This is a genomic window from Paraburkholderia sp. BCC1884, assembly GCF_900996225.1.
GTDB lineage: Bacteria > Pseudomonadota > Gammaproteobacteria > Burkholderiales > Burkholderiaceae > Paraburkholderia.
This window is the reverse complement of sequence record NZ_CAAJGL010000090.1, coordinates 609,728-633,592: the sequence shown is the minus strand read 5'-3', so window position 1 is coordinate 633,592 and position 23,865 is coordinate 609,728. Positions and strand designations below refer to the sequence as shown.

Sequence of the window (23,865 nt, the reverse complement as noted above, 5' to 3'; positions counted from 1 at the left end):
ATACGCTCGTGCAAACTGTGGGCGACTGCGTATCCCCGATATGCTCCATGCCCCGGTTGTGCGACTGCCTCGACCCATCAATCAAAGGACGCTGGATGAGCCGTAACCTCGCGCTGTTCGACCTGGATCACACCTTGCTGCCGCTCGACAGCGATCAGGCCTGGGCCCACTTTATGGCAGGCCTGGGTGTGGAAGGCGCGGCGCGGCATGCCGAGGAAATCGACGGGTACTACCGGCAATATGTAGCGGGCACGCTCGATATGGCCGCCTATCTGAACTACACGTTGGCGCCGCTCGCGCGTCACTCGCGCGAGCAACTCGACGCGTGGCATGCGCAGTTCATGCGCGAGGTAATCACACCGGCCATTCTGCCTGCCGCGCGCAAACTGGTTGCGCGGCATATCGAGGCAGGCGATCTATGCTGCATCGTTACCGCGACCAACGTGTTCATCACGGCACCGATCGGCGTGGCGCTCGGCTTCGAGCATCTGCTGGGCATCGAACTCGGCACCGAAGGCGAAGATCCGTCGGCGCGCTTTACGGGCAAGGCGGCAGGCGTGCCGACCTTTCGCGAGGGCAAGATCACGCGTACCGAGAGCTGGCTGGCTTCGCTCGGGCATCGGCTGGAAGACTTTGAGGAAAGCTGGTTCTATAGCGATTCCATCAACGACGTGCCCCTGCTCGAACGTGTCACGCATCCGGTTGCGACCAATCCTGATGCGCGCTTGCGTACCATTGCCGAGCAACGCAACTGGCCGGTGATCGAACTGTTTGCGTAAGGTTCGCCCGGACTCCGGCGACTTTATATGCGCCGTTTCCAAAGCACGAGGCGTCGCTCCAACAAGCGCATGCCGAGATCGAACAGCCACGCGATCAGGCCGATCAGCGCGATGCCCATCACCACGACGTCGGTGCGCAGAAAACTCGACGCGTTGAGCACCATCTGACCCAAAACGGCGGTGGCCACGACCATCCCGGCGGCCACTAACGTGGTCCAGCCGAAACCGATGGCGATGCGCAAGCCCGTGAGAATCTCCGGCAGCGCTGCCGGCAAAACCACGTGATTTTTCACGCCGAGTTGTTTAGTGCGACTGTCGATGCGCGCAGTGATGCGGCTTCAGCGAATGATGGCGTGAAGATACGCCCTGGCGCAACCTGGCCGTTCGGCAGATTGACCTTGCGTTGACGGCGGCGGGATGATCGCAGGATTGATCTTCGCTGGAGTCTTCATGCTCGATTTGTTAGGTCGCGTTAGCTGGTCGTTCTTCAATATCGGCGTACCGGTGTTCGCGCCAATTGCACTGCTCCCGCTGTTGAGTTTTTCGCGGTTCTATAGGCAGGCGTCGGCGGGCGCTGCAATGCGCTCAGTGCAGGACGGCCAGCTTCTCTGGGGCGTCATTTCGATGTGCGCGAGCGCGTGTTACGAGATCGGCTGCGGATTGAGCGAGGCGTCGCATGACGGCGCCCGAGCACTCATGCTAACCGGTCTTCTTTGGCACGTTCTGCTTATCATCGCAGCGTCGATCCTTGTGTCGTTTGGCGCAGCCGACTCCGCAACTCTCTACACGCGCCCCTTTGACGAGAAAGATTCGGATCGACGCCTGCTATGGCCTTCACTTTTCATGACGGCAATTTCAGCGGCGTCCTTTTCCGCATCTCATTATTCGTTAACCTAAACAAATTCAAAATGCCGCGATATACTTTGCGCGTGACGTTCAAGGGAGATATGACATGCCTAATCTGATTGATTACATCATCGAGAACCGCTCGTTGCGCGATCGTTTCATCAACTTCCTGTATCCCTTCATGCTTATCGGCACAGTTGTGTCCTCCACCTGCATGTTTCTGGCGCGGCACTATCGATAGGCTTGGCAGACAGAGCCGCAACGCGTGGCTGGAGCAATCAACGCTCGCCGAAAAAAACAAAGCCCGCATCAAGTGCGGGCTTTGTTTGTCCAGCTAACAGCAAGTCAATCGGCTCAGACCACACCGGCTCCATGTGCCTGCAAATCGGCGTGGTAGCTCGAACGAACCATTGCGCCAACCGCTGCGTGTGTGAAGCCCATCTTGTACGCTTCTTCCTCGTACATCTTGAACGTGTCCGGATGCACGTACGAGCGCACCGGCAGATGGTGTTCCGACGGCTGCAGATACTGGCCGATCGTCAGCATGTCCACGTTGTGTTCGCGCAGGTCGCGCATCACTTGCAGAATTTCTTCTTCAGTTTCGCCGAGGCCGACCATCAGACCGGACTTGGTCGCGACGTGCGGATGCAGCGCCTTGAAGTCCTTCAGCAGCTTCAGCGAATGCGCGTAGTCCGAACCCGGGCGCGCTTCCTTGTAAAGACGCGGCACCGTTTCCAGGTTGTGGTTCATCACATCGGGCGGTGCGGCGTTCAGAATGCCGATCGCGCGATCCAGCCGACCACGGAAGTCCGGCGTCAGAATTTCGATGCGCGTTTCCGGCGATAGCTCGCGCGTCTGACGGATGCATTCCACGAAGTGGGCAGCGCCGCCGTCACGCAAATCGTCGCGGTCTACGCTGGTGATCACCACGTACTTCAGCTTCAACGCGGCGATGGTGCGCGCCAGGTTGCCGGGTTCGTCCACATCGAGCGGGTCCGGTCGACCGTGGCCGACGTCGCAGAACGGGCAACGGCGCGTGCACTTGTCACCCATGATCATGAAGGTCGCCGTGCCCTTGCCGAAGCATTCGCCGATATTCGGGCAACTCGCTTCTTCACACACCGTGTGCAGGTTGTGTTCGCGCAGAATCTGCTTGATTTCGTAGAAGCGCGAATTGCCGGTGGCCGCTTTGACGCGGATCCAGTCCGGCTTCTTCAGCTTTTCGATCGGGATGATCTTGATCGGAATACGGGCGGTTTTGGCTTGCGCCTTCTGCTTCGCGGTGGCGTCATACGCGGCGGCGGCCGGCACGGCGTCAGGGGCGGGAGAAGCTGCGAGGTTCGCGGTTACGTCAGTCATTCGTTCGGTCCAGTCAGGCGGTGAGCGCACCGGCCTGCGGTTGGGCGACGGCCGCGGGACTGCCGTCGAGGTTTGCGGTGAGGCGTTCTGCAAAGGTACGGGCCACGTCGTCCCAGCCGGCGGTCACGCCGAGCGTGGCCATGTCGACCGTTTCGAGCCCTGCATAGCCGCATGGGTTGATCGCCAGAAACGGCTGCAAATCCATGCTCACGTTCAGACTCACGCCGTGATAGCTGCAGCCGTTGCGGATTTTCAGCCCTAGCGCGGCGATCTTGGCGCCGGCGTGTGATCCTGCCTCCAGCGCCGCGTCGGAGCCCTCTGCCACATAGATGCCGGGGGCGCCCGCCTTGCGTTCTCCGGCGAGATTATACGCCGCGAGGGTGTCGATCACGGCCTGCTCGATCCGCGTGACCATCTCACGCACCATCAGCTTGCGGCGTCGCAGGTCGAGCATCAGGTAAGCGACCACCTGCCCCGGCCCGTGATACGTGATCTGGCCGCCACGGTCGACTTTCACCAGAGGAATACCGCTGTCGGCAGCCAGCAGGTGCGCCGGGTCGCCGGCCTGGCCGAGCGTGAAGACGGGAGGATGTTCGACCAGCCAGATTTCGTCGGGTGTGTCGGCGGTGCGCGAGTCGGTGAACGCGCGCATGGCCTCGAAACTGGCTTCGTAGGGTTCGCTGCCGCGCCAGCGCAGCGTTAGCGGCGCCGTGGCGGACGAAGTAGACAGGGAAACCGGGTTGGCGCACATGATTTCGCCAGTTTACCGAAATATGGGAATCGGCGCCGGAGGCGAAAGCATGAGTGATGCCGGGGCGGATGCCTGGCCGTCATGCCGCCAGCCGTGCCGCGCCGTACCGCCGACCACGCATCTCCCCCCGCCTTACGCCTTTCCGCGCCCACCTAAACCGTCCGCCACCCGCCGCGCATGCGCGCCGCCAGCCGCTCGCCGATGCGCGCAAACCAGTTCAACGCGCGCTGGTCGCAACGCGTCGGCACGGAAAACGCAACTGTCGCGCGTGCGCTGCCTTCGGCGCTCAGCCATAACCGTTCGCCCCGACGCAGACGCAGCGTATGACCCGGTTGCAGCCAGTAATCTTCCGTATCGTCGCTACGGGTCACCCACACCGCGCCGCCGCGCACGACAAGCTTGGTGCTGCGCGCCACCTTCATCGGCACCGTTTCGCCGCTACGGATTTCAAACGCGATACTAGAGGAAATTTCTCGCATGATGCCCTCGCCAAAGATCGTTTCGTGACTACAATCCTAGGCGTATCAAGGGTTTGATCAAAACGATCAATTTTCACCTCTATGTGAGAAATATTGCGATGGATCTCCGGCAATTACCCGCGCTGAACGCCATCAAGGCTTTCGAAGCCGCGGCCCGACACGAGAGTTTTTCGCGTGCCGCCGACGAGCTTTTCGTCACTCATGGCGCCGTCAGCCACCAGATTCGCGCGCTTGAGGCCGAGTTGGGTGTCGCGCTGTTCGCCCGCGACGGTAAGCGCGTGCGGCTTACCGAAATCGGCCGCCGCTACGCCACCCACGTACGCTCCGCGCTGATGGCGCTCGCCGACGCCACCCGTGAAATCCGTGCCGGCGACCGTGAGCGACGGCTCGTGGTGTCCATGCTGTCGTCGTTCGCGGCGCGCTGGGTGACGCCGCGCCTCGGCAGCTTTATCGAGGCGCATCCACAGTGGGACCTCGAACTGCTGTCCACCAACGTGCTGACCGATTTCGCTCGCGACGACGTCGACGTGGCGATCCGTTTCGGCTTCGGCAAATATTCGGGGCTGCACGCGGAGTTGTTGCTGGAGGAGATTTTCTTCCCGGCCTGCTCGCCGAACTTCAACGGCGGCAAGCTGCCGCAAACACCGACCGATCTCGCCAAAGTGCCATTGCTGCGCTCCGACGACGAACTATGGCGCCCATGGTTCGACGCCGCAGGCCTCACCGACTGGCCGGAGCCCAAGCGCGGCGTGCTGTATCAGGATTCGTCGAATTTGCTGCAGGCGGCGATCGACGGCCAGGGCGTCGCCCTGACACGCCGCTCGCTCGCCATGCACGAGATCGCGGCGGGCCGCCTGGTCAGATTATTCGATGTGGACGGGCCGAGCCCGTGGCAGTACTACTTCATCTGCCCGCCGCAGATGATGGAAACCGCTAGGGTCAAGGCATTTCGCGACTGGGTCTTCGAGGAAGTGGGCCGCTTCAAGCAGCTTTTCGATCAAGCCTGCGAGGTGGGACCAGGCGCCGATGCCGGCCCAGGTCAAACGGCGGACGCATTGCGCGTCACAGCATAACGATCAATACAACCAATACGACCGACCGATGCGTCAGAGCACCACTTTGACCATCGGATGACCCGTCAGCGCGCGATAGATATCGTCGAGCTGCTCCTGGCTCGTGGCGCGCACCGTGACGGTCAGGCCGGTGTAATTGCCACCGCTCGAAGGACGCGTCTCAAGACGCGAGGCGTCCACTTCGTTGTCGAACTTGCGGACGACCTCGACAATCGTGTCGGCGAACTCGGGATGCGTTTTTCCCATGATCTTGATGGGGAATTCGCACGGGAACTCAAGCAGTGATGTTTTCTCGGGATTCATTCTCGACTCCTTGCTGCACGTGTTGCGCTTCCTTGACCTTGGCCCGCTGATAGGCCGCATACAGCGCCGCAAAGACCGCGCCCGGCTTACCCTCGCCGACCGGCTGGCCGTCGAGCTGCGTGACCGGCAGCACTTCCTTGGTTGCCGAACTGACGATGATCTCGTCGGCGACACGCACCTCGGCTTCGCTGATCTCTCGCGCTTCGAAGCGAATGCCGCATTCCTGCGACAACGCCTCGATCAGCCCGTAGCGAATGCCTTCGAGAATCTTGCGGCTACGCGGCGGCGCGGACAACACGCCGCCTTTCACCACCCACACATTCGACGACGACCCTTCGGTCAGCATGCCGTCGCGAAACTGGATCGTCTCGAACGCGTCGTTCTCTGCCGCATATTGCGCCATCAGCACGTTGCCGAGCAACGACACCGACTTGATATCGCAATTGAGCCAGCGACGATCTTCTGCGCTGACGCAACGCACGCCTTGCGCGCGCTGCATCTCGCCCGGCAACTGCAGCGGCGTAACCATCACGAAAACCGTCGGCTGTACGCCGGCCGGAAACGCATGAGCACGTTTGGCGACACCGCGCGTTACCTGAATGTAGACAATCGCGTCCTGATCGACGCGCAAAGAACCGTCGGCCTCGTTGGCCGCGACGACGCGTGAGATCAGTTCCCGCCAGCCGGTGTCGTCGAACGGATTGGCGATGCCAATCTTCCCGACCGAGCGCGCGAGACGCGCGAGATGCTGCTGCAAGCGAAACGGCGTGCGCGGGCCAGCGCCATTCGCGTACAACGGTGCGACTTCGTAAATGCCGTCGCCGAAGATAAAGCCGCGGTCGAGAACCGGCACACGCGCTTCGGACAACGGCACCAACTCGCCGTTCAGATAAACAATCGGGTCGAGCGAAACATCGGCAACAGCATTGGCAACAGCGGTCATTGCAATCAGACTCTTACTTCTTCTTGTTGAACATCAGCATCAGCGAATCCCACACGCGGCCGACCACGCCGGCTTGCGGCACGGCTTGCAACGCAACGATCGGGAACTGCGCGAGCACCTTGCCGTCGGCGACCAGTTTCGCCGTGCCGACCTGCTGACCGTTCGCGATCGGCGCGATCAGCGGATCGATCTGCTCGATCTGCGGCTTCACCTTGTCGCCCATGCCCTTCGGCACGGTGATGTACTGATCGCCCTTCACACCGATCTGAACCGTATCCTGCGCACCCTTGTAGACGCGCGGCGTGCCGACCACCTGATTCGCCTTGTACAGACGCACCGTGTCATACGCGCTGTAGCCGTAGTTCAGCATCTTCAGGCTGTCCTGCACGCGATCGTGTTCCTTGGTCTCGCCCATCATCACCGAGACGAGGCGGCGCGAGCCGTCGTTGGTACCCGGCAGCGAACGCTTCGCGCTCGCGATCAGGCAGTAGCCGGCGGCTTGCGTGTGACCGGTCTTCAGACCGTCGACGGTCGGGTCGATCCACAGCAGACGGTTGCGGTTCGGCTGCTTGATCTTGTTGTACGTGAATTCCTTGACCGAGAAGATGTTGTAGTAGTCGGGGAAGTCACGGATCAGACGCGCTGACAGGATCGCGAGGTCGCCCGCGGTCGTGTAGTGCTGCGGATCGGGCATGCCGTTCACGTCGGCGAAATGCGTGTGCGTCATACCGAGGCGCTTCGCCTCGTTGTTCATCATGTTGACGAACTGCGACTCGCTGCCGCCCACCAGTTCGGCCAGCGCGATCGCCGCGTCGTTACCCGACTGGATGATCATGCCGTACACCAGATCGTGCACGGTCACGGGCTTGTTCGCCTCGATGAACATGCGCGATTCGTCGGTCTTGACCCGGCGCACCGCTTCGCTCGGCGTGACCGTCTGATCCATCGTGATCTTCTTCGCCTGCAATGCTTCGAAGACGAGATACGCGGTCATCAGCTTGGTCAGCGAGGCCGGTTCGACACGTTCGTCGGCGTTGCCCGAGGCGAGCACCTGATTGCTGGTGGCGTCGACGAGCACCCACGAGCGCGCGTTCACCGCCGGCGGCGGCACTTGCGCGAACGCCGTGCTGGCCACGAGCGTGGCCGGCAGGACCACGCCGAGGGTCACGGCACGGCTAAGCGATTGGGGAACGAAGGAAGCGACTGAAGGGAATGACGTGCGGCCGGAGGTGGAAAAACGCATAGGGTCGATTCGTGCAGAAAAATACATCGCGCGCAGGGCGCATAGTTTGGAAGAGCCGGTCGGCGAGCGTCTTGCCGCAAAAACGGCGCGGCGCCCATTGGACTTCCGGCTACGCGGTCGGTTCGCGCAGCGCAATCCGCACCCGGCACCGCTGCGCACGCAAGCCCACTACGCGGCGCGCGAACTGCCGGATGGGCGGCGCTGCGCCCAAAAAAGTGCGCTCATTATACGCGCGCAATCCTGGTAACTTTGCGCAAAGGCGGGCGATTAATTTGCGTTTTCGCGTACCTGTACCCCGGAAAACGCATATGACGCGCCAATCACCGCCACGCGTCGACGATGATCCGCTTCAGCACATGCAGCTTGCGATGCAGAAAATGTTCCGCCCCCGGAATCACCACGACCGGCAATTCTTGCGGCCGCGCCCAGTCGTAAACCGATTGAATGGGAACGGTGTCGTCGGTCTCGCCGTGAATCACGAGCGTGTTTTCCGGCACGGGCGCGACTTCCCAACGGCTCGCCGCCGTACCGACGAATACCATGCGCTCGATCGCCTGCCCTTCCTCGCGCAGCTTCGCGGCCACGTGCGACAACACGAAGGTACCGAACGAAAAGCCCGCGAGCACGAGGGGCAGATCGCCTTGAGCCGGCTCGGCGCGCATGTGATCGAGCACGGCGCGCAGATCGTCGCGCTCGCCGATACCGGCGTCATGCTCGCCTTGCGTTTCGCCGACGCCGCGAAAATTCGCGCGATACGTCACGTAGTTCAACTGCACGAGCGTGCGTGCGAGCGTCTGCGCGACCTTGTTGTCCATCGTGCCGCCGAACAGCGGATGCGGATGCGCGACCAGCGCGATGCCGCGTGGTGCCGCGCCGTTGTCGCGCATCTCGTCGGGCAGATCCAGCGCGACTTCGATTTTGCCGACGGGGCCGTCGATCAGATATTTTTTCGTGTGTACGTTCATAGCGAGGCTTATTGATCGATCTTCAGACGCTCGACGATCTTGCCGTTCGCGAGGTGTGAATCGACGATCTCGTCGATGTCGCTTTCGTCGACATACGTGTACCAGACGCCTTCGGGATAGACGACCAGCGCCGGGCCGAGCTCGCACCGGTCGAGACAACCCGCCTTGTTGATGCGCACCTGGCCGGGACCGGCGAGACCGAGTTTCTTCACGCGCTTCTTGGCGTGCTCCTGCATCTCCTGCGCGTTGCAGTTCGCACAGCTCGGGCGCTCAGCGCCAGGGTCGCGCTGGTTGAGGCAGAAGAACACGTGATACTTGTAGAAGGAGTCCATGATGTCTAGGGAGCGAGACGATGAGAATGGGGAGTGGCGCTCTGAGCACAGCGGCGCGCCTGTCGTGCGAACGATTATAGCGAGCGAGGCTAGCGGTCGCTGGAGCGCGGCGCAGCAGCGCGCTGAGACAGCGAGCGCGATTTCATCCCGGCTCTCACGCGCGTTTCATCCGTGTTTCATCCGTCGCCTCAACCACGCCTGCTCGACGGTATAGGCCAGCCACACGAGCGCCGCATACGGCCAGATCCACGCGAGCCAATGCGCAAGACCGTTGAAGTGCAGGTAGCGTCCTTGTCGCCAGTCGGCCAGTACCGCATCGAAATACGGGTTCACCGGCAGCAGGTTGACGAGTACGAGCGAAGCCGTCAGCGCACACGCCGCCAGTGCTGCACGCCATTTGCGGCGCGCACGCAGGGTGAGAAGCGCCAGGAGCGTGCCGCAGACGAGCCCCGCGAGCGCGCCCGGTGTTGCCCAGTCGAAGGCGAGGCCCGACTGCGACTGCAAAAATGTTGCGCCCACTTTGACGCACAAGGTCGAGACGACAAACAGCAGCAGCAACCGCACGCGCGGCGCATGACGCCGCACCGGCAGCGACGCCAGCATGAGCGCGGCGCACAGATTGAGCATGGTGATCAGCGCCTCCCACACTTCGTCCGGCAAGCGTGGAGCGAGCAGCGCAGGCCATGCGCTTACGTGCCAGGCGGACGGCGTCCATGCAAGCAAGGCATCCTGCGTCGTCGAATCGAAACGCAGCCATAGCGCGCGAGGCCAGTTGCCGAGGCCGAACAGGCGCGGCGCCGGATACATCGTCGCGACCGGCCACAACCCGACCAGACAGACGAGCGCCGCCCTGCCTCGCTCGAACCACAGCAGCCGCCAGCGCCTTAGCAAGCCGCGATCGAGCAGCGCGCCGGTGGCAGGCGACATGATCGCCGCGCCAAGCAACGCGCCGAGCGCATTGGCCGCCAGATCGAGATTGGAAGCGACCCGCGTGGGCAGATAGGTTTGCACCGCTTCCATCACGCCCGACAGCAGTCCGCCAAGCAAAAAGGCCAAAGCGACCGCCAGCGTGCCACGCCAGCGCGGATAGACGGCGAGCACCACCAGCGCACCGAACGGCATGTAGCCGAGCACGTTGGTGACGACGTCGAACGCCGTCAGGTACTGCGGCATGGGATCGAACAGATAGGCGAACGGCGCGAGGCCAAGCGAACGCCAGCCCGAAAACGGATACCACGAACCGTAGACGATCAGCGCCGTGTATAGCAGCAGCGCCTGCCGGGCGAGCGCCGACGGACGGCGCAGCCAGGGTCTTTCGCTCACGCAGCGCTCCTTTGCGTGAGCGGCGCGCCGGTCATTGCGCAGCGACCAGCGCCTGTACGCCGAGCCACGCGCCGATCTGCGAGACCAGGTCGTCGCTGGCGGCGGCGAGCGCCTGCGCGCCGCCGGCGGCATCCGCCGAACTGGAGGGCGCACGCGCGATGAACGTGCGCTGGCCGACCACCTTGCCGCTCTGCGTGAGCGTGGCGCGCGCGGTCACCGCGGCATGACTTTCCGACTGGCTGTCGAAAACCTGCTCGAACTCGCTCAGATCGACTTTCAGGACGGGGGCGGCCACGCCGTCGGCGCCCGTGAGCACCGTGCCGCGCGAACTGAGCGCGCCGCGCAGACGCTGCGTCAGCAATTGCGACGGCGCCATGGTCCAGTGGCTGTTGGCGTAAGCGGCGGTCTGCTGCGCGTCCGCGTAGCTGATGCGGTAGATCAGCTTGTCGGTCTCGAGCACGTCCGGGGCGCTCACTTCGAGCACCTTGACCGGCGGCGCCGTACCCGCCGATGCAGCCGGATTCGGCGGTCCGAAGTCGTAACGGATGTCCGAGATCGCGGCCGGGTTGCCCGCGCAGCCCGCAGTCAGCACGCCGAACGCGAGCAGCACTGCTAGCGTGGCGCTGGTGGACAACAATCGGTGGGGCGAGCGTGACATGACAATCTTCCTTTCTTCAAATCTGCAAAATTATTTGGTGGTGCGGGCAGCCGGCCACGTAAAACCGGCTTCGCCGGGACCCGGCGCCGCAGCCGGCGCGCCGAACAACACGCTGCGCGGGCTGGTGCTGAACATATCGGCGGCACGGTCAACCGAACGCGCTGCGGAGCGCACGTCTTCGGCAAGCGAATTGACGCGCGGCAGCGTGTCGTAACCGACGCGCGAGGACAATTCCTGCAGCGAGCCGTTCATCGACGTCAGCGCATCTCCCGCCTGCTGGGCAGCCGTGCCGACCTTGTTCAGATTGGTCTCGAACGGGCCGTCCGGCCGGTTCAGCCCGGTGATCAACTGGTTGGTCGACGCCAGCGTGCGGTCCAGCTGGTCGATCGTGCCGGGCAGCTTGCCGGCGACCGGCCCCATCTGCTGGCTCAGCGTAGCGATGCCGTCGGCAGCTTTCTGCAGGCTCGCCGCGGTGCTCTGCACCTGGGCGATCATTTCCGGCGACAGCAGATTATTGACGTCGTCCGTGACCTTTTCGAGTTTGCGCAGCAGCACGTCGCCGCGTTGCTGCAACTGGTCGAGCAAACCGGGTCGCATCGGCAATTGGGCCACATCCTTGACCGACGAGGGCAACGGCGAGGTATCGCGCCCATTGTCGTCCAGCTGGATGAAGGCAATGCCCGTCACGCCCTGGAACCCGAGACTACCAAAGGTCGAGTGGGTAATCGGCGCATGCGTGTCGACCAGAATGCGGATCAGGATCTGACCCGGATGGTCCCGGTCGAACTTGATCGACTGCACCTTGCCGACGTCGAGGCCGCGATAGCGCACCGCCGCGTCGGTATAGAGGCCGGTCACGTTGGTGCGCGCAATCAGATCGTACGGCACTCGCACGGATCGGTCGACATTGAACAAAAAGGCCGCCACCGCGATTGCCACCAGCAAGACTATCGTAAAGAGCCCTGCCCAGAAGGCATGTGATTTATTTTCCATTGTCAGGTTCCCTGGTTCACAGCGGCAATTCGGACGACGCCGGTTCGAGCGCGGCACGCGGCAGCTTCGCGCGGCGCTCGGGCGGCAACGCCTGCAACGCGCGGCGCCCGCGCAGGCCGAGGAAATATTCGCGGACGAAAGGATGGTCGAAACCCGCGGCCTCTTCGACCGGCGCGGCCACCAGCACCTTGCGATCCGCCAGCACGGCGACGCGGGTGGAGAGCGCGATCATGGTGTCGAGATCGTGGGTGATCATCACCACCGTCAAACCGAGCGCGCGATGCAGCGCGGAAATCAGTTCGACGAATTCATCGGACGCCTGCGGATCGAGGCCGGCAGTCGGTTCGTCGAGAAACAGCAGCTCGGGTTCGAGCGCGATCGCGCGGGCGATGCCGACCCGTTTGACCATGCCGCCCGACAGCGCCGACGGCATCAACGAGGCATTCCTGCACGGCAACCCGACCATCTCGAGCTTGAGCATCACGATGTCGCGCAGCAGGTCTTCAGGCACTTTGCCCAGCTCGCGCACCGGCTGCGCGATGTTGTCGAACACCGACAGCGAAGAGAATAGCGCGCCGCGCTGAAACAGCATGCCGGAGCGGCTGCGCATCAGCAGCGCCGCGTCCGGCGGAATGGTCGCGAGGTCTTCGCCGAACAGCTTGATGGTGCCGGACGAAGGCCGCTCCAGCCCGAGAATCTGCCGCACCAGGGTGGTCTTGCCCGAGCCCGAGCCGCCCACGATCGACATGATCTCGCCGCGCCGCACCTCCAGATTCAGGTGCTGGTGCACGATGTTGCGGCCGTAGCGCTTGGTGATATCGGTCACTTCGATCACCGGTTCGGCGATCGACGGCGCCGGCTGGCCGCGCACGGTCTGGCTAAGCGGTGCGATCATCCGAGCCCCACGTTCTGGAAGAGGATCGCGAACACCGCGTCCGCGAGAATCACGATGGTGATCGAAGTCACCACCGAGGTCGTCGTGCCTTCGCCGAGACTTTGCGAATTGGCCTTGATACGGAAACCGAAGTGACAGCCGACGATCGCGATCAGCATGCCGAACGCCACGCCCTTGCCGATCCCGATCCACAGATTGGCCACCGGCACCACGCCCGGCAAAGCTCGCGCGAAATAGCTCATGTCGATGCCGAGCACGATCTTGGCGGCGAGCGCACCGCCCGTGAGCGCGATGATGTTGGTCCACATCACCAGCAGCGGCATGGCGACGCCGAGCGCGATCACCCGCGGCAAAATCAGGCGCAGACCGTGCGAGATGCCCATCACGCGCATCGCGTCGAGTTCTTCGGTCACGCGCATCACGCCGATCTGCGCGGTGATCGCCGAACCGGAGCGGCCCGCCACCAGAATCGCCGAAAGCACCGGCCCGAGTTCGCGGATCACCGAGAGACCCAGAATGTTGACGATGAACTGGTTCGCGCCGAACAACCGCAGTTGCTGCGCCGACAGATAACTCAGCACGATACCGATCAGGAACGCGACCAGCGCGGTGATAGGCAACGCCTTCGCGCCGGCGTTATACACGTTCGCGGAGATCTCGGTCCACGGCATGAGCTTCGGCTTGCGCAAGATCGACAGAAGATCGAGCACGACGCGCCCGAGCATGCCCACGCCGCCGTACAGGTGCTCGAAAAACGAAAAGATCGAGAGACCCAGGCGCGTGAACGGATCGAGCTTGGGCACCGGTTCGGCGTTGTCGCGCACGGTGTCGAGCAGGGCGATGCGTTCGAAAATGTCGCGCTGCGTGTCGGTCAGCGAGGTGTCCGGCGGCATCTTGTGGCCCCAGACGCGCCACAGCGCCTGGCCGCCGACGTGATCCATCCGGTCGATGCGCGACAGGTCCCACTGGCGGATGCCCGTGGCGCCGATCAGCGCGCGCAGCTGCGGGATCACATGGCCGGTGGCGCGGTCGCGCGCGAGTGCGAGCGCCGTCCACTGGCCCGAGAGCCGGACGATCTTGCCTTGGCTGCCTGCCGCGACTTCAAGGCCGGGCGGAGTGTCGTAGTTCAAGGATCGCTGGAATCTGGTTATCGGATTAAGGGCCATTGTAGCGAAGGCGCGGCGGATGGACCTTGCCGACCGCCCCAGCGGATGCGCTGTCGCTACAATATGCGATATGAACGCTTCCAAGACCTCCCCTCAGACCGCCTCGGCGGCGGATTGGCGCATCGACCGCGAGCGCGCCGTTGCCCTGTTCGGCCCGCAGGCCCATGACTGGCCGATCGAAATCGTCGAGGAAACCGGCTCGACCAATGCCGACCTGATGGCCCGCGTGAAGGCGCTGCCGCGCAAAGCCGGCGCACTGCCGCGGCCGATCGTGCGGGTCGCGTATCTGCAGACCGCCGGCCGCGGGCGCCGTGGGCGTCCGTGGTACGCGGAGCCGGGTAATGCGCTGCTGTTCTCGGTGGCCTGCGTGCTGCCCCGTCCGCTCGAGGGGCTGGCGGGTTTGAGCCTTGCCGTGGGCGTCGCACTGGTCGACGGGCTGCGCTCGCTGCCGGTCGCCGGCCCCGGCCAGATCGCGTTGAAGTGGCCGAACGACGTGCTGCTCGAAGGCGACAAGCTGGCCGGCATCCTGATCGAAACCGCCTGGAGCACCGACGACGCCAGCGCCGTGGTGATCGGCATCGGCACCAATGTGAAGGGCGCCGACGAACTCGCCGCCAAAGTCGGCGCGTTGAACGCCAGCGCCCCGCCGCAAGCGCGCGGCACGATGCCGACCGCGCTGCAGCGCGCGCTGCCCAACGCCAATCTCACCGACACGCTGGCCGCCGAACTGAACGCGCTCGAACCCGCTCTGCAACGCTTCGGCGTCGAGGGTTTCGCGCCGTTCCAGGCGCGCTGGAATGCCGTGCATGCGTACGCGGGTCGCGAAGTCGTGCTGCTCGAACAAGGCGAGGAACTGGCGCGCGGCATCGCAGCGGGCGTCGATGACCGCGGCCAGCTGTTGCTCGATACCGCGTCGGGCCGCCAGACCGTCGCCACCGGCGACGTCTCGCTGCGCCTCGCGGATGGTGCTGCATGACGGGCGGCGCGCCTCATCTGTTGATCGACGCGGGCAATAGCCGCATCAAGTGGGCGCTGGTGCAGACGGACGGTTCGCCAATGGCGAGCGGCGCGTTGGCGCACAGCGGTAGCGGTAGCGGTAGCGGTAGCGGTAGCGGTAGCGGTAGCGGTAGCGGTAGCGGTAGCGGTAGCGGTAGCAACAATGATCGCAGCGACGGCGGTAGCGGCGCAGAGCCGGACTGGTCGAGTTTGCCGACGCCCGGCGGCGCGTGGTTATCGAATGTCGCGGGTGAAGAAGTCGCGGCGCGCATCAAAGCATTGCTCGACGCGCACTGGCCGCAACTGCCGCTCACGACGATCCGCGCCACCGCTCAGCAATGCGGCGTGACCAACGGCTATACCACGGCGCACGCACTCGGCAGCGACCGCTGGGCCGGCATGATCGGCGCGCATGCGGCATTTCCCGGCGACCATCTGCTGATCGCGACGTTCGGCACGGCGACCACGCTCGAAGCCTTGCGGGCGGACGGTGGTTTTGTCGGCGGACTGATTGCGCCGGGCTGGACCTTGATGATGCGCTCGCTAGGCGAGCACACGGCACAATTGCCGACACTCGACGCCCGCGTCGCCCGCGACCTGCTCGATACCGGCGACACCGGCCGGACACTCCGCCGCGGCCCGTTCTTCGCGACCGACACGCCGCGCTCGCTATCCGCCGGTTGCACATTGGCGCAGGCCGGTTTGATCGAGCGGATGTGGCAGGACTTGCAGGACGAATGGCAGGTGCCGGTGCGGCTCGTGGTCAGCGGCGGCGCCGTGGACGAAGTGGCGAGCGCGCTGAAAGTACCGCATACTCGCCACGATTCGCTGGTGCTGTCGGGCCTTGCGCTGATCGCCGCCGAGCAGACGGCGCAACGCGGCACCTGAATCGCGAAGCTCGTGGCCCGCGAGATAACGGCGGCTCAACTTCTTCTGGACGGGGAAAACTAACAATGCTGCGCTGGCTGATCGCCATACTGTTTTTTGCCAACCTGCTGGCATTCGTCGCGGTGCGCGGCGTCTTCGGCCCGACGCCTACCGCAGGCGGACGCGAGCCCAACCATCTGAACCGGCAAATCCATCCGGAATGGTTGAAAGTGCAACCGGTTACCGCCTCCGAAGCCGCCGACCAGGCGGTGGTGGGCGCGCCAACGCCGTCGGTACCGATCGCGGCGTCGGCGTTGCAGTAAAGCGCGCGGTCAGCTTTGGGTGCGTACTTTCTTCAACAGCGCCGTGGTCGAGCGGTCGTGTTCGAAGGGAATCGCCAGCGCCTTGCCGCCCCAACTGCGCACGATCGCCGACTCCGGCAACACGTCCATATCGTAGTCGCCGCCCTTGACGAGCACGTCCGGGCGCAGCGCCGAAATCAGATCGACAGGCGTTTTCTCGCCGAAGCAAACCACGTAATCGACGCTCTCCAGCGCGGCCAGCAGCGCCATGCGATCGGCCTCGTTGTTGATGGGCCGGTCGTCGCCCTTGCCCAGCATGCGCACCGACGCGTCGCTATTCACACCGACGATCAGGCACGCGCCCAGCGCTTTGGCATCCGCGAGATACGTGACGTGCCCGCGATGCAGGATATCGAACACGCCATTGGTGAACACCACCGGCGCCGTGAGCGAAGGACGCAAATTCGCCAGTGCGTCGCGCGTCAAAATCTTGCGTTCGAAAGTAGCAGCCATGGAGAAGTACGAGAGAGGAAGTGTGTGTTGAAACGGAGAAGTGCCGTCACGATACACGGTACCCGGCATGATGCAAAACGGCCCGGCAAGCTCATGCTTGCCGGGCCGTTTGCTGAAACCGTGAAAACGGCTTACACGCTCGAGACGATCAAGCCGGCTGTTCCGCCGACTTCTGCTCAGCCTGCAAACGCTGCACCACTTCCTTGCGATAGCGGTTCAATTCCTGCGCGGTATTGAACGTGCGCTCGAACAGCAGCGACAGGTTGTGCAGAATCCGCTCGACGACCTTCTTTTCCCAGCCGTCGTCGAAACGAATCTGTTCGTCGAGCCAGCGTTCGAGCCATTCCGGATCCGGCAGACGCGATTGAATCGTGTCGCGCGGGAACAGTGCCTGATTCACGTGCAGATTCGTGGGATGCAGCGGTTTTTCCGTGCGGCGAGCCGATGCCATCAGCACGCCGATCTTTGCAAAAGCAGCACGTGCGATGTCGCCGGTCTGCACCATCGCTTTCTTCATGTAGCGCAGGTATGCGCCGCCATGACGCGCTTCGTCGCGAGAGATGGTTTCGTAGATCTGTTTGATGACCGGCTCAGTGTGCCATTCGGCCGCGCGGCGGTACCAGTGATTCAGACGGATTTCGCCGCAGAAGTGCAGCATCAGCGTTTCGAGCGGCGGCGCCGGATCGAACTCGAAGCGCACGGCGTGCAGCTCTTCTTCGGTCGGGCACATTTCCGGCTTGAAACGGCGCAGATATTCCATCAGCACCAGCGAGTGCTTCTGTTCTTCGAAGAACCACACGCTCATGAATGCGGAAAAATCGCTGTCGTGATGGTTGTCACGCAGAAACATTTCCGTGGCGGGCAACGCCGACCATTCGGTGATCGCATTCATCTTGATCGTTGCGGCCTGCTCGTCGGTCAGGAGCGATGCATCGAACTTGTCCCAGGGAATGTCTTTCTCCATGTCCCATCGAACGGATTCGAGCGATTTATAAAGTTCCGGATAAAGCATGGTGTTCATAGTCCCACCCCTGTTCTGCGCATACTGTGTGTGTCTGTCACTGCTACGTGTAGCACTTTTGTTCACGACGAAACGAAGTGCTCCCGTTTGTCGGCCAAGCATTCAATTTTACGCGGTAATCAGCTGCCTAGATGCATCAGACAGCAAAGAAGTCGAGGCGCGTGCGCGAGGCGCAGCTAACCATAAGTTACGCGCTGCGCGGCCAACCGTGGGTGAGGGATACCCTGTGCCTGAGGTCGAGCCAGTTTGCGATGAAAACCGCACCTGCCAGCCCTACGCCGGAATACCGGCGGTAAATGATGCAAGGGCGGCTGGATTGGTTGTTTTCAGCGCACGCCCAAAACCAAGTGAACCTTACACAATGATAGCACGCTGACTTTACGGTTCCCGCACGGGACAAGACGCAATAACAGTGCCTGATTGACCCCGCTCAATGAAGCCGGCGCCTCGGCAGTCTGGCGGACGACCGAGGTCAAAACCGTGACAGGCGCCGATTTCCCGCTGCCTCCCGAGGTCGACCGCTGGCGTCGTCACCGCGCCGGAAATACGGCGGCGCGGCTTGAGCCCCCACGATTCGTTCCCAGCGTCAAATCGACTTTTTCGTCGTGCGCGGCGCAGCGGCGCGCTTGGCGGAAGCGGACGTCGAAGTCCGCTTCGCTGCCGGCCGCCTGGTCGATGCTTCGCTTTCCGATTCCTTCGATGTCGCGGCCGACGGCGTTTCCTCACCTGCGGGCACCCCGGCCGAGGCCGCCCCTTCCGCCGCCGCCTGCATCTCCCGCGCCGTGCCGCCACCGGCTGCCGCCGTGGCGACCGAGGGTTGCGTCATGGCAAATTGTGCGATCTGGTTGAACTGCGATTGCAGCAGATTCCACCAGGCCGATGCGTCGAACGGCGGCGTGGCCGTGGCGTCATCCTCGTCGCTCGTCGACGACTCGGACGACTCGGACGACTCGGACGCCGGCGCCTCGGGATGCGGCCAGCCCGTTGCAGGCGCCGGACTCGGCGCCGCAGCAGCCGCCGGCTGCGCCATCGACGATTGTGCGAACGCGCCGAATGCACGCAGCGTGGCGAGCGTGGCGCGCTGCACCTCGAGCGCCTGAATCGCCGATTGCAACATGCTCAGATTCAGCTTGAGCCACTGCTCGACCGCGCGCATGTCGGTGATGCGCTTGTCGAGTTCCTCGACGTTGGTGAGCGGCGCCATCATGTCGGACATCATCGACAGCGAGGGCGTGAGTCCGGCGCCCGGCTGGGCACCGGAGAACGCGGAGCCGAACGGCGACAGCCGCATCATGCCCCACATGCGCTCCAGCATTTCAGCGGGCGGAAAACCAGGAAAGCCGGGAAAGGGCGGCGTGGAGTCAGTCTTATCGGTCATGCTTGTCGCCTCGCTGCTTTGATGGAAAGTGCGCCGTGCCGCGCGCGTCTGCGTCGATCATACCGTGGGGGACGCGTGCTCAGGAGCGCTCGTCGTCCGGAGTCATGGTGCCGGTGCCGGTGCCGGTCGGCGACTGGCCGCGCCACGGATCACTGCCGCCGAAATCCGGCGCGCGCCGCTCACGCAGCGAATTCACGCCCTCGCGCACATCCGGTCCCGCAAAGCCCATGAATTCCAGCGCGAGCGAGGTATCGAAAGCGGGCCCCGCCGAGCGCAACCAGTTATTCAACGCGTACTTGGTCCAGCGAATCGCTGTCTGCGAGCCGTTCGCGAGTTTCTGGGCGACTTCGAATGCCTTGGGCAGCAACTCGTTTTCCTCGACGGCGAGCGACACCAGCCCGATGCGCTCCGCCTCCTCGCCGCTCACCGGCTCGCACAGCATCAGGTAGTACTTGGCCTTCGCCATGCCGCACAACAGCGGCCAGACTATCGCCGCATGATCGCCCGCTGCAACGCCCAACCGCGTATGTCCGTCGATGATGCGCGCCGTCTTCGTCGCGATGGAAATGTCCGCGAGCAGTCCCGCTACGAGTCCCGCGCCGACCGCCGGACCATGCATCGCCGACACCACCGGCTTGCTGCAATTGATCACGTTGTAGACGAGATCGCGCGCTTCGCGCCACACGCGTGCACGCACGTCGAAATCCGTGGCCATATCTTCGACGAGTTGCAGATCGCCGCCCGCGGAAAAGCCCTTGCCTTCGCCGCGAATGATCGCCACGCGTGTCTCGGGATCGCGGTCGATGTCGCGCCAGATTTCCGCCAGTTCGAAATGCATGCGCGCGTTGGCGGTAGCAAGTCCGCTCCTGTTCGCGCCCTCGCCGCTCATCACGACTTCGAGCACGCCGTGCGGATGCCGATGCAATTGAAGCGACTGGTAACGCGCATAGAACGCGTCGTTGCTGTGAGGTGTTTGAGACATGATGAGCAATCCGTGTAACGGTGAATCAGTTAAATCGTGGCGCGCACGAGCCATTGCGCGCAGAGGCTCATGCGCACCAATTTCAGCGCGGCTGATAAACCCATTTGCCGTTCATGATTTCCACCATGACGCGCGCACGTTGGTCGAGTCCAAGGTGATCCGTCTTGCTCATGTTGACCACACCGTTGGTATCCGCGAGACCGTGTGTCGATTCGAGCGCGTCGCGCAACGCGCGGCGAAATTCCGGTGTGCCGGGCGCGCCCGCTTTCAATGCGATGGGCACGGCGTTGCTGAGCAGCATGCCCGCGTCCCACGTGTACGAGCCGAACGCGGACACGCTGTTGGGCCCGCGCAGCGCTTCGAAGCGTGCGATGTAGTCGAGCGCGAGACGCCTGGCCGGATGATCCGCTGGCAATTGCGCGGCGACCAGCACCGGGCTGGCAGGCAGGAACGTGCCGTTGCAATCGGCGCCGCATACGCGCAGGAAGTCGTTATTGCCCACGCCGTGGTTGTGATAGATCAGCCCTTTATAGCCGCGCTCCCTGAGCGTCTTCGGCGGCAACGCGGCGGGCGTACCGGCCGCGCCGACCACTACGGCGTCGGGATGCGTCGCGAGAATCTTCAGTACCTGGCCGGTCACGCTCGGGTCGGTGCGGTTGAAGCGTTCGCTCGCCACCATCGCGATGTGATGCAGCTGCGCGAACTTCGCGACTTCGGCGTAAAAGGTTTCGCCGAGCGCGTCGGCCTGGCCGATGAAGGCGATCGTTTTGACGTTGTGCAGACTGGCGTGCTCGGCGATCGCCGAGGCCATCATCGCGTCGGTTTGCGGCGTCTTGAAGACCCAGTGACGTTTCGCATCCACCGGCTCGATGATTTTCGCCGACGACGCCAGCGAGATCATCGGCGTCTCGCCATCGGCCACCACGTCGATCATCGCCAGCGAATTCGGCGTGATCGACGAGCCGATGATGGCGTCGACGTGATTCTCGGAGATCAGCTTCTTGGTGTCCTGCACGGCCTGAGTGGTGTCGGACGCGTCGTCGAGCACGATGTATTCGACCGACTGACCGCCGATCTGCTTGGGCAGCAGTGTCGCCGTGTCGCGCGCCGGGATGCCGAGCGAGGCAGCCGGCCCGGTCAGCGACAGCACGAGTCCGATCTTGACCTGCGCAAGCGCCACGGCAGGCAGCGCGCTCAACAGCGCAGCGCCCAGCGCCGTGACACGCTTCGCGAATCCGTGACGCGATGCGTTCACACGCCCGCCCGGTCTTTCAGTACGCCGGGTTCCCGATGCAAAGGATTCGAATCGCAGCATGCTGTCTCCTCACGTTGGTTTTCGTTCTGATATGCCGCCGATGCACGCAAACCATTTCACTTGCGCACAGAGGCGTGTACGTTCCGCGATCAACCGGCGACACGCCACCCCTGGCTACGCCGCCGCGCCCGTCAGTGTAGCCGCGCGCTGTGGCCGCGGCATCGGGCGAAACCCTTTCGAATTCAACGAGGTCGGCGCGCACGTGAACGGCGCGCCGCCTACTTCTTCACCAGGCACACAAGCGGTGCATCGATCAATCCAGCGGCGCGATGCCCTGATCGATCGAGCCGAAAATCGACTTGCCCGCTTCGTCGAACATTTCGATCTTCACCGTGTCGCCGTACTTCATGAACTCGGTTTGCGGCGCGCCGTGCTCGATGGTCTCCAGGCAGCGCTTTTCGGCGATGCAGCAGTAGCCGCGCTTCGCGTCCTTGTTCGACACCGTGCCCGAACCCACGATTGCCCCCGCGCGCAGATTGCGGGTTTTCGCCGCGTGCGCGATCAACTGGCCGAAGTGAAACACCATGTCGGTGCCGGCGTCGGGCTGGCCGACCTTCCTGTTGTTCCAGTGGACGATCATCGGCCGATGCACGCGGCCTTCGCGCCAGTGTTCGCCGAGTTCGTCGGGCGTGACGGCGACCGGCGCGAACGAGGTAGCGGGCTTGCTCTGGAAAAAGCCGAAGCCTTTTGCAAGTTCCGCGGGAATCAGATTGCGCAGCGAAACATCGTTGACGAGCGTGATCAGCCGCACGCTACGCAGTGCCTGGTCGGGTGTGGCGCCCATCGGGACGTCGGTGGTGATCACGGCCACTTCCGCTTCGAAGTCGATGCCGAACGCTTCCGAGGCGCACGGCACATCGTCTTTCGGGCCGATGAAGTCATCGCTGCCGCCCTGGTACATCAGCGGATCGGTCCAGAATTCCGGCGGCATTTCCGCGCCACGCGCGCGGCGCACCAGTTCGACGTGGTTCACGTACGACGAGCCGTCGGCCCATTGGAACGCGCGCGGCAGCGGCGCCATGCATTCCCTGGCGTCGAACGAGAAGGTGTTGCGCGCGCGGCCCTGATTGAGCGCGTCGTACAGGTCGTGCAGTTGCGGCGCGTAGAAGGCCCAGTCGTCGAGCACGCGCTGCATGGTGGGCGCGATCGCGTCGGCGATGGCCGCGGTATGCAGGTCGCGGGACACGACGATCAGCTGACCGTCGCGCGTGCCGTCCTTCAGCGTGGCAAGTTTCATAGAGAAGTGGAACCGTGTTAGTGACGATAGAAGGAATCTATTCTACGATGGTGAATCGGCACGACCCAAGTGCGGGGCTGCGCTCGCTAGGCTGGGGCCAGCCTCGGCACGAAGTGCGCCGGAAGCGTGGTCCGATTTCGGGCACTCTCGCCGGACCCCGCTGTCCATCCTTTCTCACTGTCATTTGAACGCGCTCCATGCGCTCTGCTCATGCCTCCTATTGCCCGCGCCGGTGCGATCCGCACCGACCACGAGTCTGCTGAACCGCTCGACCCGCCCGAAGCCGACGACGATAGCGTCGAGTCCGGCGAGGAAAAGCTGCGCTCGGGCATCCAGTCGATCGAAGTCGGTTTCCGGCTGCTCGAAGTGCTGACCGGCGAACCGCGCGCGATGATGCTGCGTGATCTCGCACAACGCGCCGGCATGAGTCCGGCGAAAGCGCACCGTTATCTGGTGAGTTTTCTGCGACTGGGCGTGGTCGCGCAAGATCCGCTCTCGGGTCGCTACGAGCTAGGCGGCTTCGCCTTGCAGATGGGCCTCGCGCGGCTCGCGCGGGTCGACGGTGTCAAGCTTGCGCGGATTGCGCTGGCCGAGATGCGCGACCGGCTCGATCTGACGGTAGGTATCGCCGTATGGGGCAATCAGGGGCCGACCATGGTTCATTGGATGGAATCGAGCCATCCGGCGAAGGCATCGCTGAAACTCGGCGACGTGATGCCGCTGCTCAGCTCGGCCACCGGCCTGCTGTTTGCCGCGTATTTACCGTCCAGCAAAACCGCCGCGATGCTCGAACGCGAGTTGGCCGATTCGCGCCGCTCCTCACAAACGGGCGGCCCGCGCACACGGGAAGAAGCCGAACGGGTGCTGGCTCAGGTGCGTCAGCATGAAGCGGCGCGCGTGGAAGGCATGTTGCTGCCGACTATTCACGCATTCTGCATGCCGGTATTCGACTCGACCGGCGAGCTTGCCCTGGGACTCGTCGCGCTGGGTCACGAAGGTGTATTCGATATCCGTTGGGGCGGCGAGATCGATACGGCCCTGCGGGAATGCGCTCAAAAGCTTTCGTATGAGCTGGGGTATAGTGCGGCGCCCCGCAACGACGCCGCTTGATGTGATGCGCCTGGCACGCATTCGGCACGTATCACG

At 63.6% G+C, this 23,865-nt stretch carries 27 protein-coding genes and 1 pseudogene; 8 read left to right on the top strand and 20 right to left on the bottom strand.

Annotation, left to right across the window (positions count from 1 at the left end):
* Positions 1-95 precede the first annotated feature (95 nt).
* Complete coding sequence (locus FQ705_RS21725; RefSeq protein ID WP_144144101.1) at positions 96-779, top strand: HAD family hydrolase; 684 nt, start codon at positions 96-98, stop codon at positions 777-779.
* A gap of 23 nt (positions 780-802) precedes the next feature.
* On the opposite strand, the pseudogene FQ705_RS21720 reads toward FQ705_RS21725, so the two are convergent.
* Positions 803-1,072 (bottom strand): annotated as a pseudogene (locus FQ705_RS21720) (ABC transporter permease subunit); the annotation flags it as partial.
* A 124-nt stretch (positions 1,073-1,196) separates the two neighbouring features.
* Here FQ705_RS21720 and FQ705_RS21715 point away from each other — a divergent pair.
* Both FQ705_RS21715 and FQ705_RS34600 read left to right on the top strand, forming a co-directional pair.
* Positions 1,197-1,676, top strand: a complete 480-nt coding sequence (locus FQ705_RS21715; RefSeq protein ID WP_260854585.1) for a hypothetical protein — start codon at positions 1,197-1,199, stop codon at positions 1,674-1,676.
* Between the two features lie 55 nt (positions 1,677-1,731).
* Entirely contained in the window at positions 1,732-1,866 is a 135-nt protein-coding gene (locus FQ705_RS34600; protein WP_260854584.1) for a hypothetical protein, read from the top strand.
* Positions 1,867-1,979: 113 nt separating this feature from the next.
* On the opposite strand, the gene lipA is transcribed toward FQ705_RS34600, so the two are convergent.
* The 3 genes from lipA to FQ705_RS21700 form a co-directional block, all read right to left on the bottom strand.
* A complete protein-coding gene (lipA, locus tag FQ705_RS21710) occupies positions 1,980-2,984 on the bottom strand; it encodes a lipoyl synthase (protein ID WP_144144099.1) in 1,005 nt (334 codons plus the stop codon).
* Between the two features lie 13 nt (positions 2,985-2,997).
* Positions 2,998-3,735 carry a lipoyl(octanoyl) transferase LipB gene (gene lipB, locus FQ705_RS21705; RefSeq protein WP_144144097.1) on the bottom strand — a complete coding sequence of 246 codons (738 nt, stop codon included), beginning with the start codon at positions 3,733-3,735 and terminating at the stop codon, positions 2,998-3,000.
* Between the two features lie 152 nt (positions 3,736-3,887).
* Positions 3,888-4,214 (bottom strand): DUF2917 domain-containing protein, encoded by a 327-nt coding sequence (locus FQ705_RS21700; protein WP_144144095.1) that lies wholly within the window; start codon positions 4,212-4,214, stop codon positions 3,888-3,890.
* A gap of 98 nt (positions 4,215-4,312) precedes the next feature.
* Between FQ705_RS21700 and FQ705_RS21695 the strand changes: the two genes are divergently transcribed.
* A complete protein-coding gene (locus FQ705_RS21695) occupies positions 4,313-5,287 on the top strand; it encodes a transcriptional regulator GcvA (RefSeq protein ID WP_144144092.1) in 975 nt (324 codons plus the stop codon).
* A 33-nt stretch (positions 5,288-5,320) separates the two neighbouring features.
* Here the strand turns inward: FQ705_RS21695 and FQ705_RS21690 are convergent, their stop codons facing one another.
* The 10 genes from FQ705_RS21690 to FQ705_RS21645 form a co-directional block, all read right to left on the bottom strand.
* Positions 5,321-5,590: a DUF493 family protein gene (locus tag FQ705_RS21690; protein WP_260854583.1), complete on the bottom strand. Its 270-nt coding sequence runs from the start codon at positions 5,588-5,590 to the stop codon at positions 5,321-5,323.
* Entirely contained in the window at positions 5,562-6,533 is a 972-nt protein-coding gene (locus tag FQ705_RS21685) for a D-amino acid aminotransferase (protein WP_144144088.1), read from the bottom strand. Before FQ705_RS21685 ends, FQ705_RS21690 begins: the two co-directional genes overlap by 29 nt.
* A gap of 13 nt (positions 6,534-6,546) precedes the next feature.
* Complete coding sequence (locus FQ705_RS21680) at positions 6,547-7,776, bottom strand: D-alanyl-D-alanine carboxypeptidase family protein (RefSeq protein ID WP_144144087.1); 1,230 nt, start codon at positions 7,774-7,776, stop codon at positions 6,547-6,549.
* A 320-nt stretch (positions 7,777-8,096) separates the two neighbouring features.
* Positions 8,097-8,741, bottom strand: a complete 645-nt coding sequence (locus tag FQ705_RS21675; protein WP_144144085.1) for an alpha/beta hydrolase — start codon at positions 8,739-8,741, stop codon at positions 8,097-8,099.
* An 8-nt stretch (positions 8,742-8,749) separates the two neighbouring features.
* Positions 8,750-9,073, bottom strand: a complete 324-nt coding sequence (locus FQ705_RS21670; protein WP_144144084.1) for a (2Fe-2S) ferredoxin domain-containing protein — start codon at positions 9,071-9,073, stop codon at positions 8,750-8,752.
* A gap of 165 nt (positions 9,074-9,238) precedes the next feature.
* A complete protein-coding gene (locus FQ705_RS21665; protein ID WP_144144083.1) occupies positions 9,239-10,396 on the bottom strand; it encodes a VanZ family protein in 1,158 nt (385 codons plus the stop codon).
* Between the two features lie 31 nt (positions 10,397-10,427).
* Positions 10,428-11,054, bottom strand: a complete 627-nt coding sequence (locus FQ705_RS21660) for an ABC-type transport auxiliary lipoprotein family protein (protein WP_144144082.1) — start codon at positions 11,052-11,054, stop codon at positions 10,428-10,430.
* 30 nt (positions 11,055-11,084) lie between these two features.
* Positions 11,085-12,047, bottom strand: a complete 963-nt coding sequence (locus tag FQ705_RS21655) for an MlaD family protein (protein WP_144144081.1) — start codon at positions 12,045-12,047, stop codon at positions 11,085-11,087.
* Between the two features lie 16 nt (positions 12,048-12,063).
* The gene (locus tag FQ705_RS21650; protein WP_144144080.1) at positions 12,064-12,942 is read right to left on the bottom strand and encodes an ABC transporter ATP-binding protein; all 879 of its coding nucleotides are present in this window, start codon (positions 12,940-12,942) and stop codon (positions 12,064-12,066) included.
* A complete protein-coding gene (locus FQ705_RS21645) occupies positions 12,939-14,072 on the bottom strand; it encodes an MlaE family ABC transporter permease (RefSeq protein WP_144144079.1) in 1,134 nt (377 codons plus the stop codon). The genes FQ705_RS21650 and FQ705_RS21645 overlap by 4 nt, the downstream gene beginning before the upstream one ends.
* Before the next feature lie 106 nt (positions 14,073-14,178).
* On the opposite strand from FQ705_RS21645, the gene FQ705_RS21640 reads away from it, so the two are divergent.
* From FQ705_RS21640 to FQ705_RS21630, 3 genes are all read left to right on the top strand, one after another.
* A complete protein-coding gene (locus tag FQ705_RS21640) occupies positions 14,179-15,084 on the top strand; it encodes a biotin--[acetyl-CoA-carboxylase] ligase (RefSeq protein ID WP_144144078.1) in 906 nt (301 codons plus the stop codon).
* Positions 15,081-15,992, top strand: coding sequence for a type III pantothenate kinase (locus FQ705_RS21635; RefSeq protein ID WP_144144077.1), 912 nt, complete (start codon positions 15,081-15,083; stop codon positions 15,990-15,992). The genes FQ705_RS21640 and FQ705_RS21635 overlap by 4 nt, the downstream gene beginning before the upstream one ends.
* A 65-nt stretch (positions 15,993-16,057) precedes the next feature.
* Positions 16,058-16,294 (top strand): hypothetical protein, encoded by a 237-nt coding sequence (locus FQ705_RS21630; protein ID WP_144144076.1) that lies wholly within the window; start codon positions 16,058-16,060, stop codon positions 16,292-16,294.
* Positions 16,295-16,303: 9 nt separating this feature from the next.
* Here the strand turns inward: FQ705_RS21630 and rfaE2 are convergent, their stop codons facing one another.
* From rfaE2 to FQ705_RS21600, 6 genes are all read right to left on the bottom strand, one after another.
* A complete protein-coding gene (gene rfaE2 / locus FQ705_RS21625) occupies positions 16,304-16,786 on the bottom strand; it encodes a D-glycero-beta-D-manno-heptose 1-phosphate adenylyltransferase (protein WP_144144075.1) in 483 nt (160 codons plus the stop codon).
* 148 nt (positions 16,787-16,934) lie between these two features.
* Positions 16,935-17,807 (bottom strand): ferritin-like domain-containing protein, encoded by an 873-nt coding sequence (locus tag FQ705_RS34170; protein ID WP_186307935.1) that lies wholly within the window; start codon positions 17,805-17,807, stop codon positions 16,935-16,937.
* 586 nt (positions 17,808-18,393) lie between these two features.
* Complete coding sequence (locus tag FQ705_RS21615; RefSeq protein ID WP_144144074.1) at positions 18,394-19,185, bottom strand: PhaM family polyhydroxyalkanoate granule multifunctional regulatory protein; 792 nt, start codon at positions 19,183-19,185, stop codon at positions 18,394-18,396.
* Positions 19,186-19,264: 79 nt separating this feature from the next.
* Positions 19,265-20,167 carry an enoyl-CoA hydratase/isomerase family protein gene (locus FQ705_RS21610; RefSeq protein WP_144144073.1) on the bottom strand — a complete coding sequence of 301 codons (903 nt, stop codon included), beginning with the start codon at positions 20,165-20,167 and terminating at the stop codon, positions 19,265-19,267.
* Between the two features lie 82 nt (positions 20,168-20,249).
* A complete protein-coding gene (locus tag FQ705_RS21605; RefSeq protein ID WP_144144072.1) occupies positions 20,250-21,482 on the bottom strand; it encodes an ABC transporter substrate-binding protein in 1,233 nt (410 codons plus the stop codon).
* Positions 21,483-21,735: 253 nt separating this feature from the next.
* Positions 21,736-22,719 carry a fumarylacetoacetate hydrolase family protein gene (locus FQ705_RS21600; protein ID WP_144144071.1) on the bottom strand — a complete coding sequence of 328 codons (984 nt, stop codon included), beginning with the start codon at positions 22,717-22,719 and terminating at the stop codon, positions 21,736-21,738.
* A 210-nt stretch (positions 22,720-22,929) separates the two neighbouring features.
* Between FQ705_RS21600 and FQ705_RS21595 the strand changes: the two genes are divergently transcribed.
* Positions 22,930-23,829, top strand: coding sequence for an IclR family transcriptional regulator (locus tag FQ705_RS21595; protein WP_144144070.1), 900 nt, complete (start codon positions 22,930-22,932; stop codon positions 23,827-23,829).
* Positions 23,830-23,865: the final 36 nt, after the last annotated feature.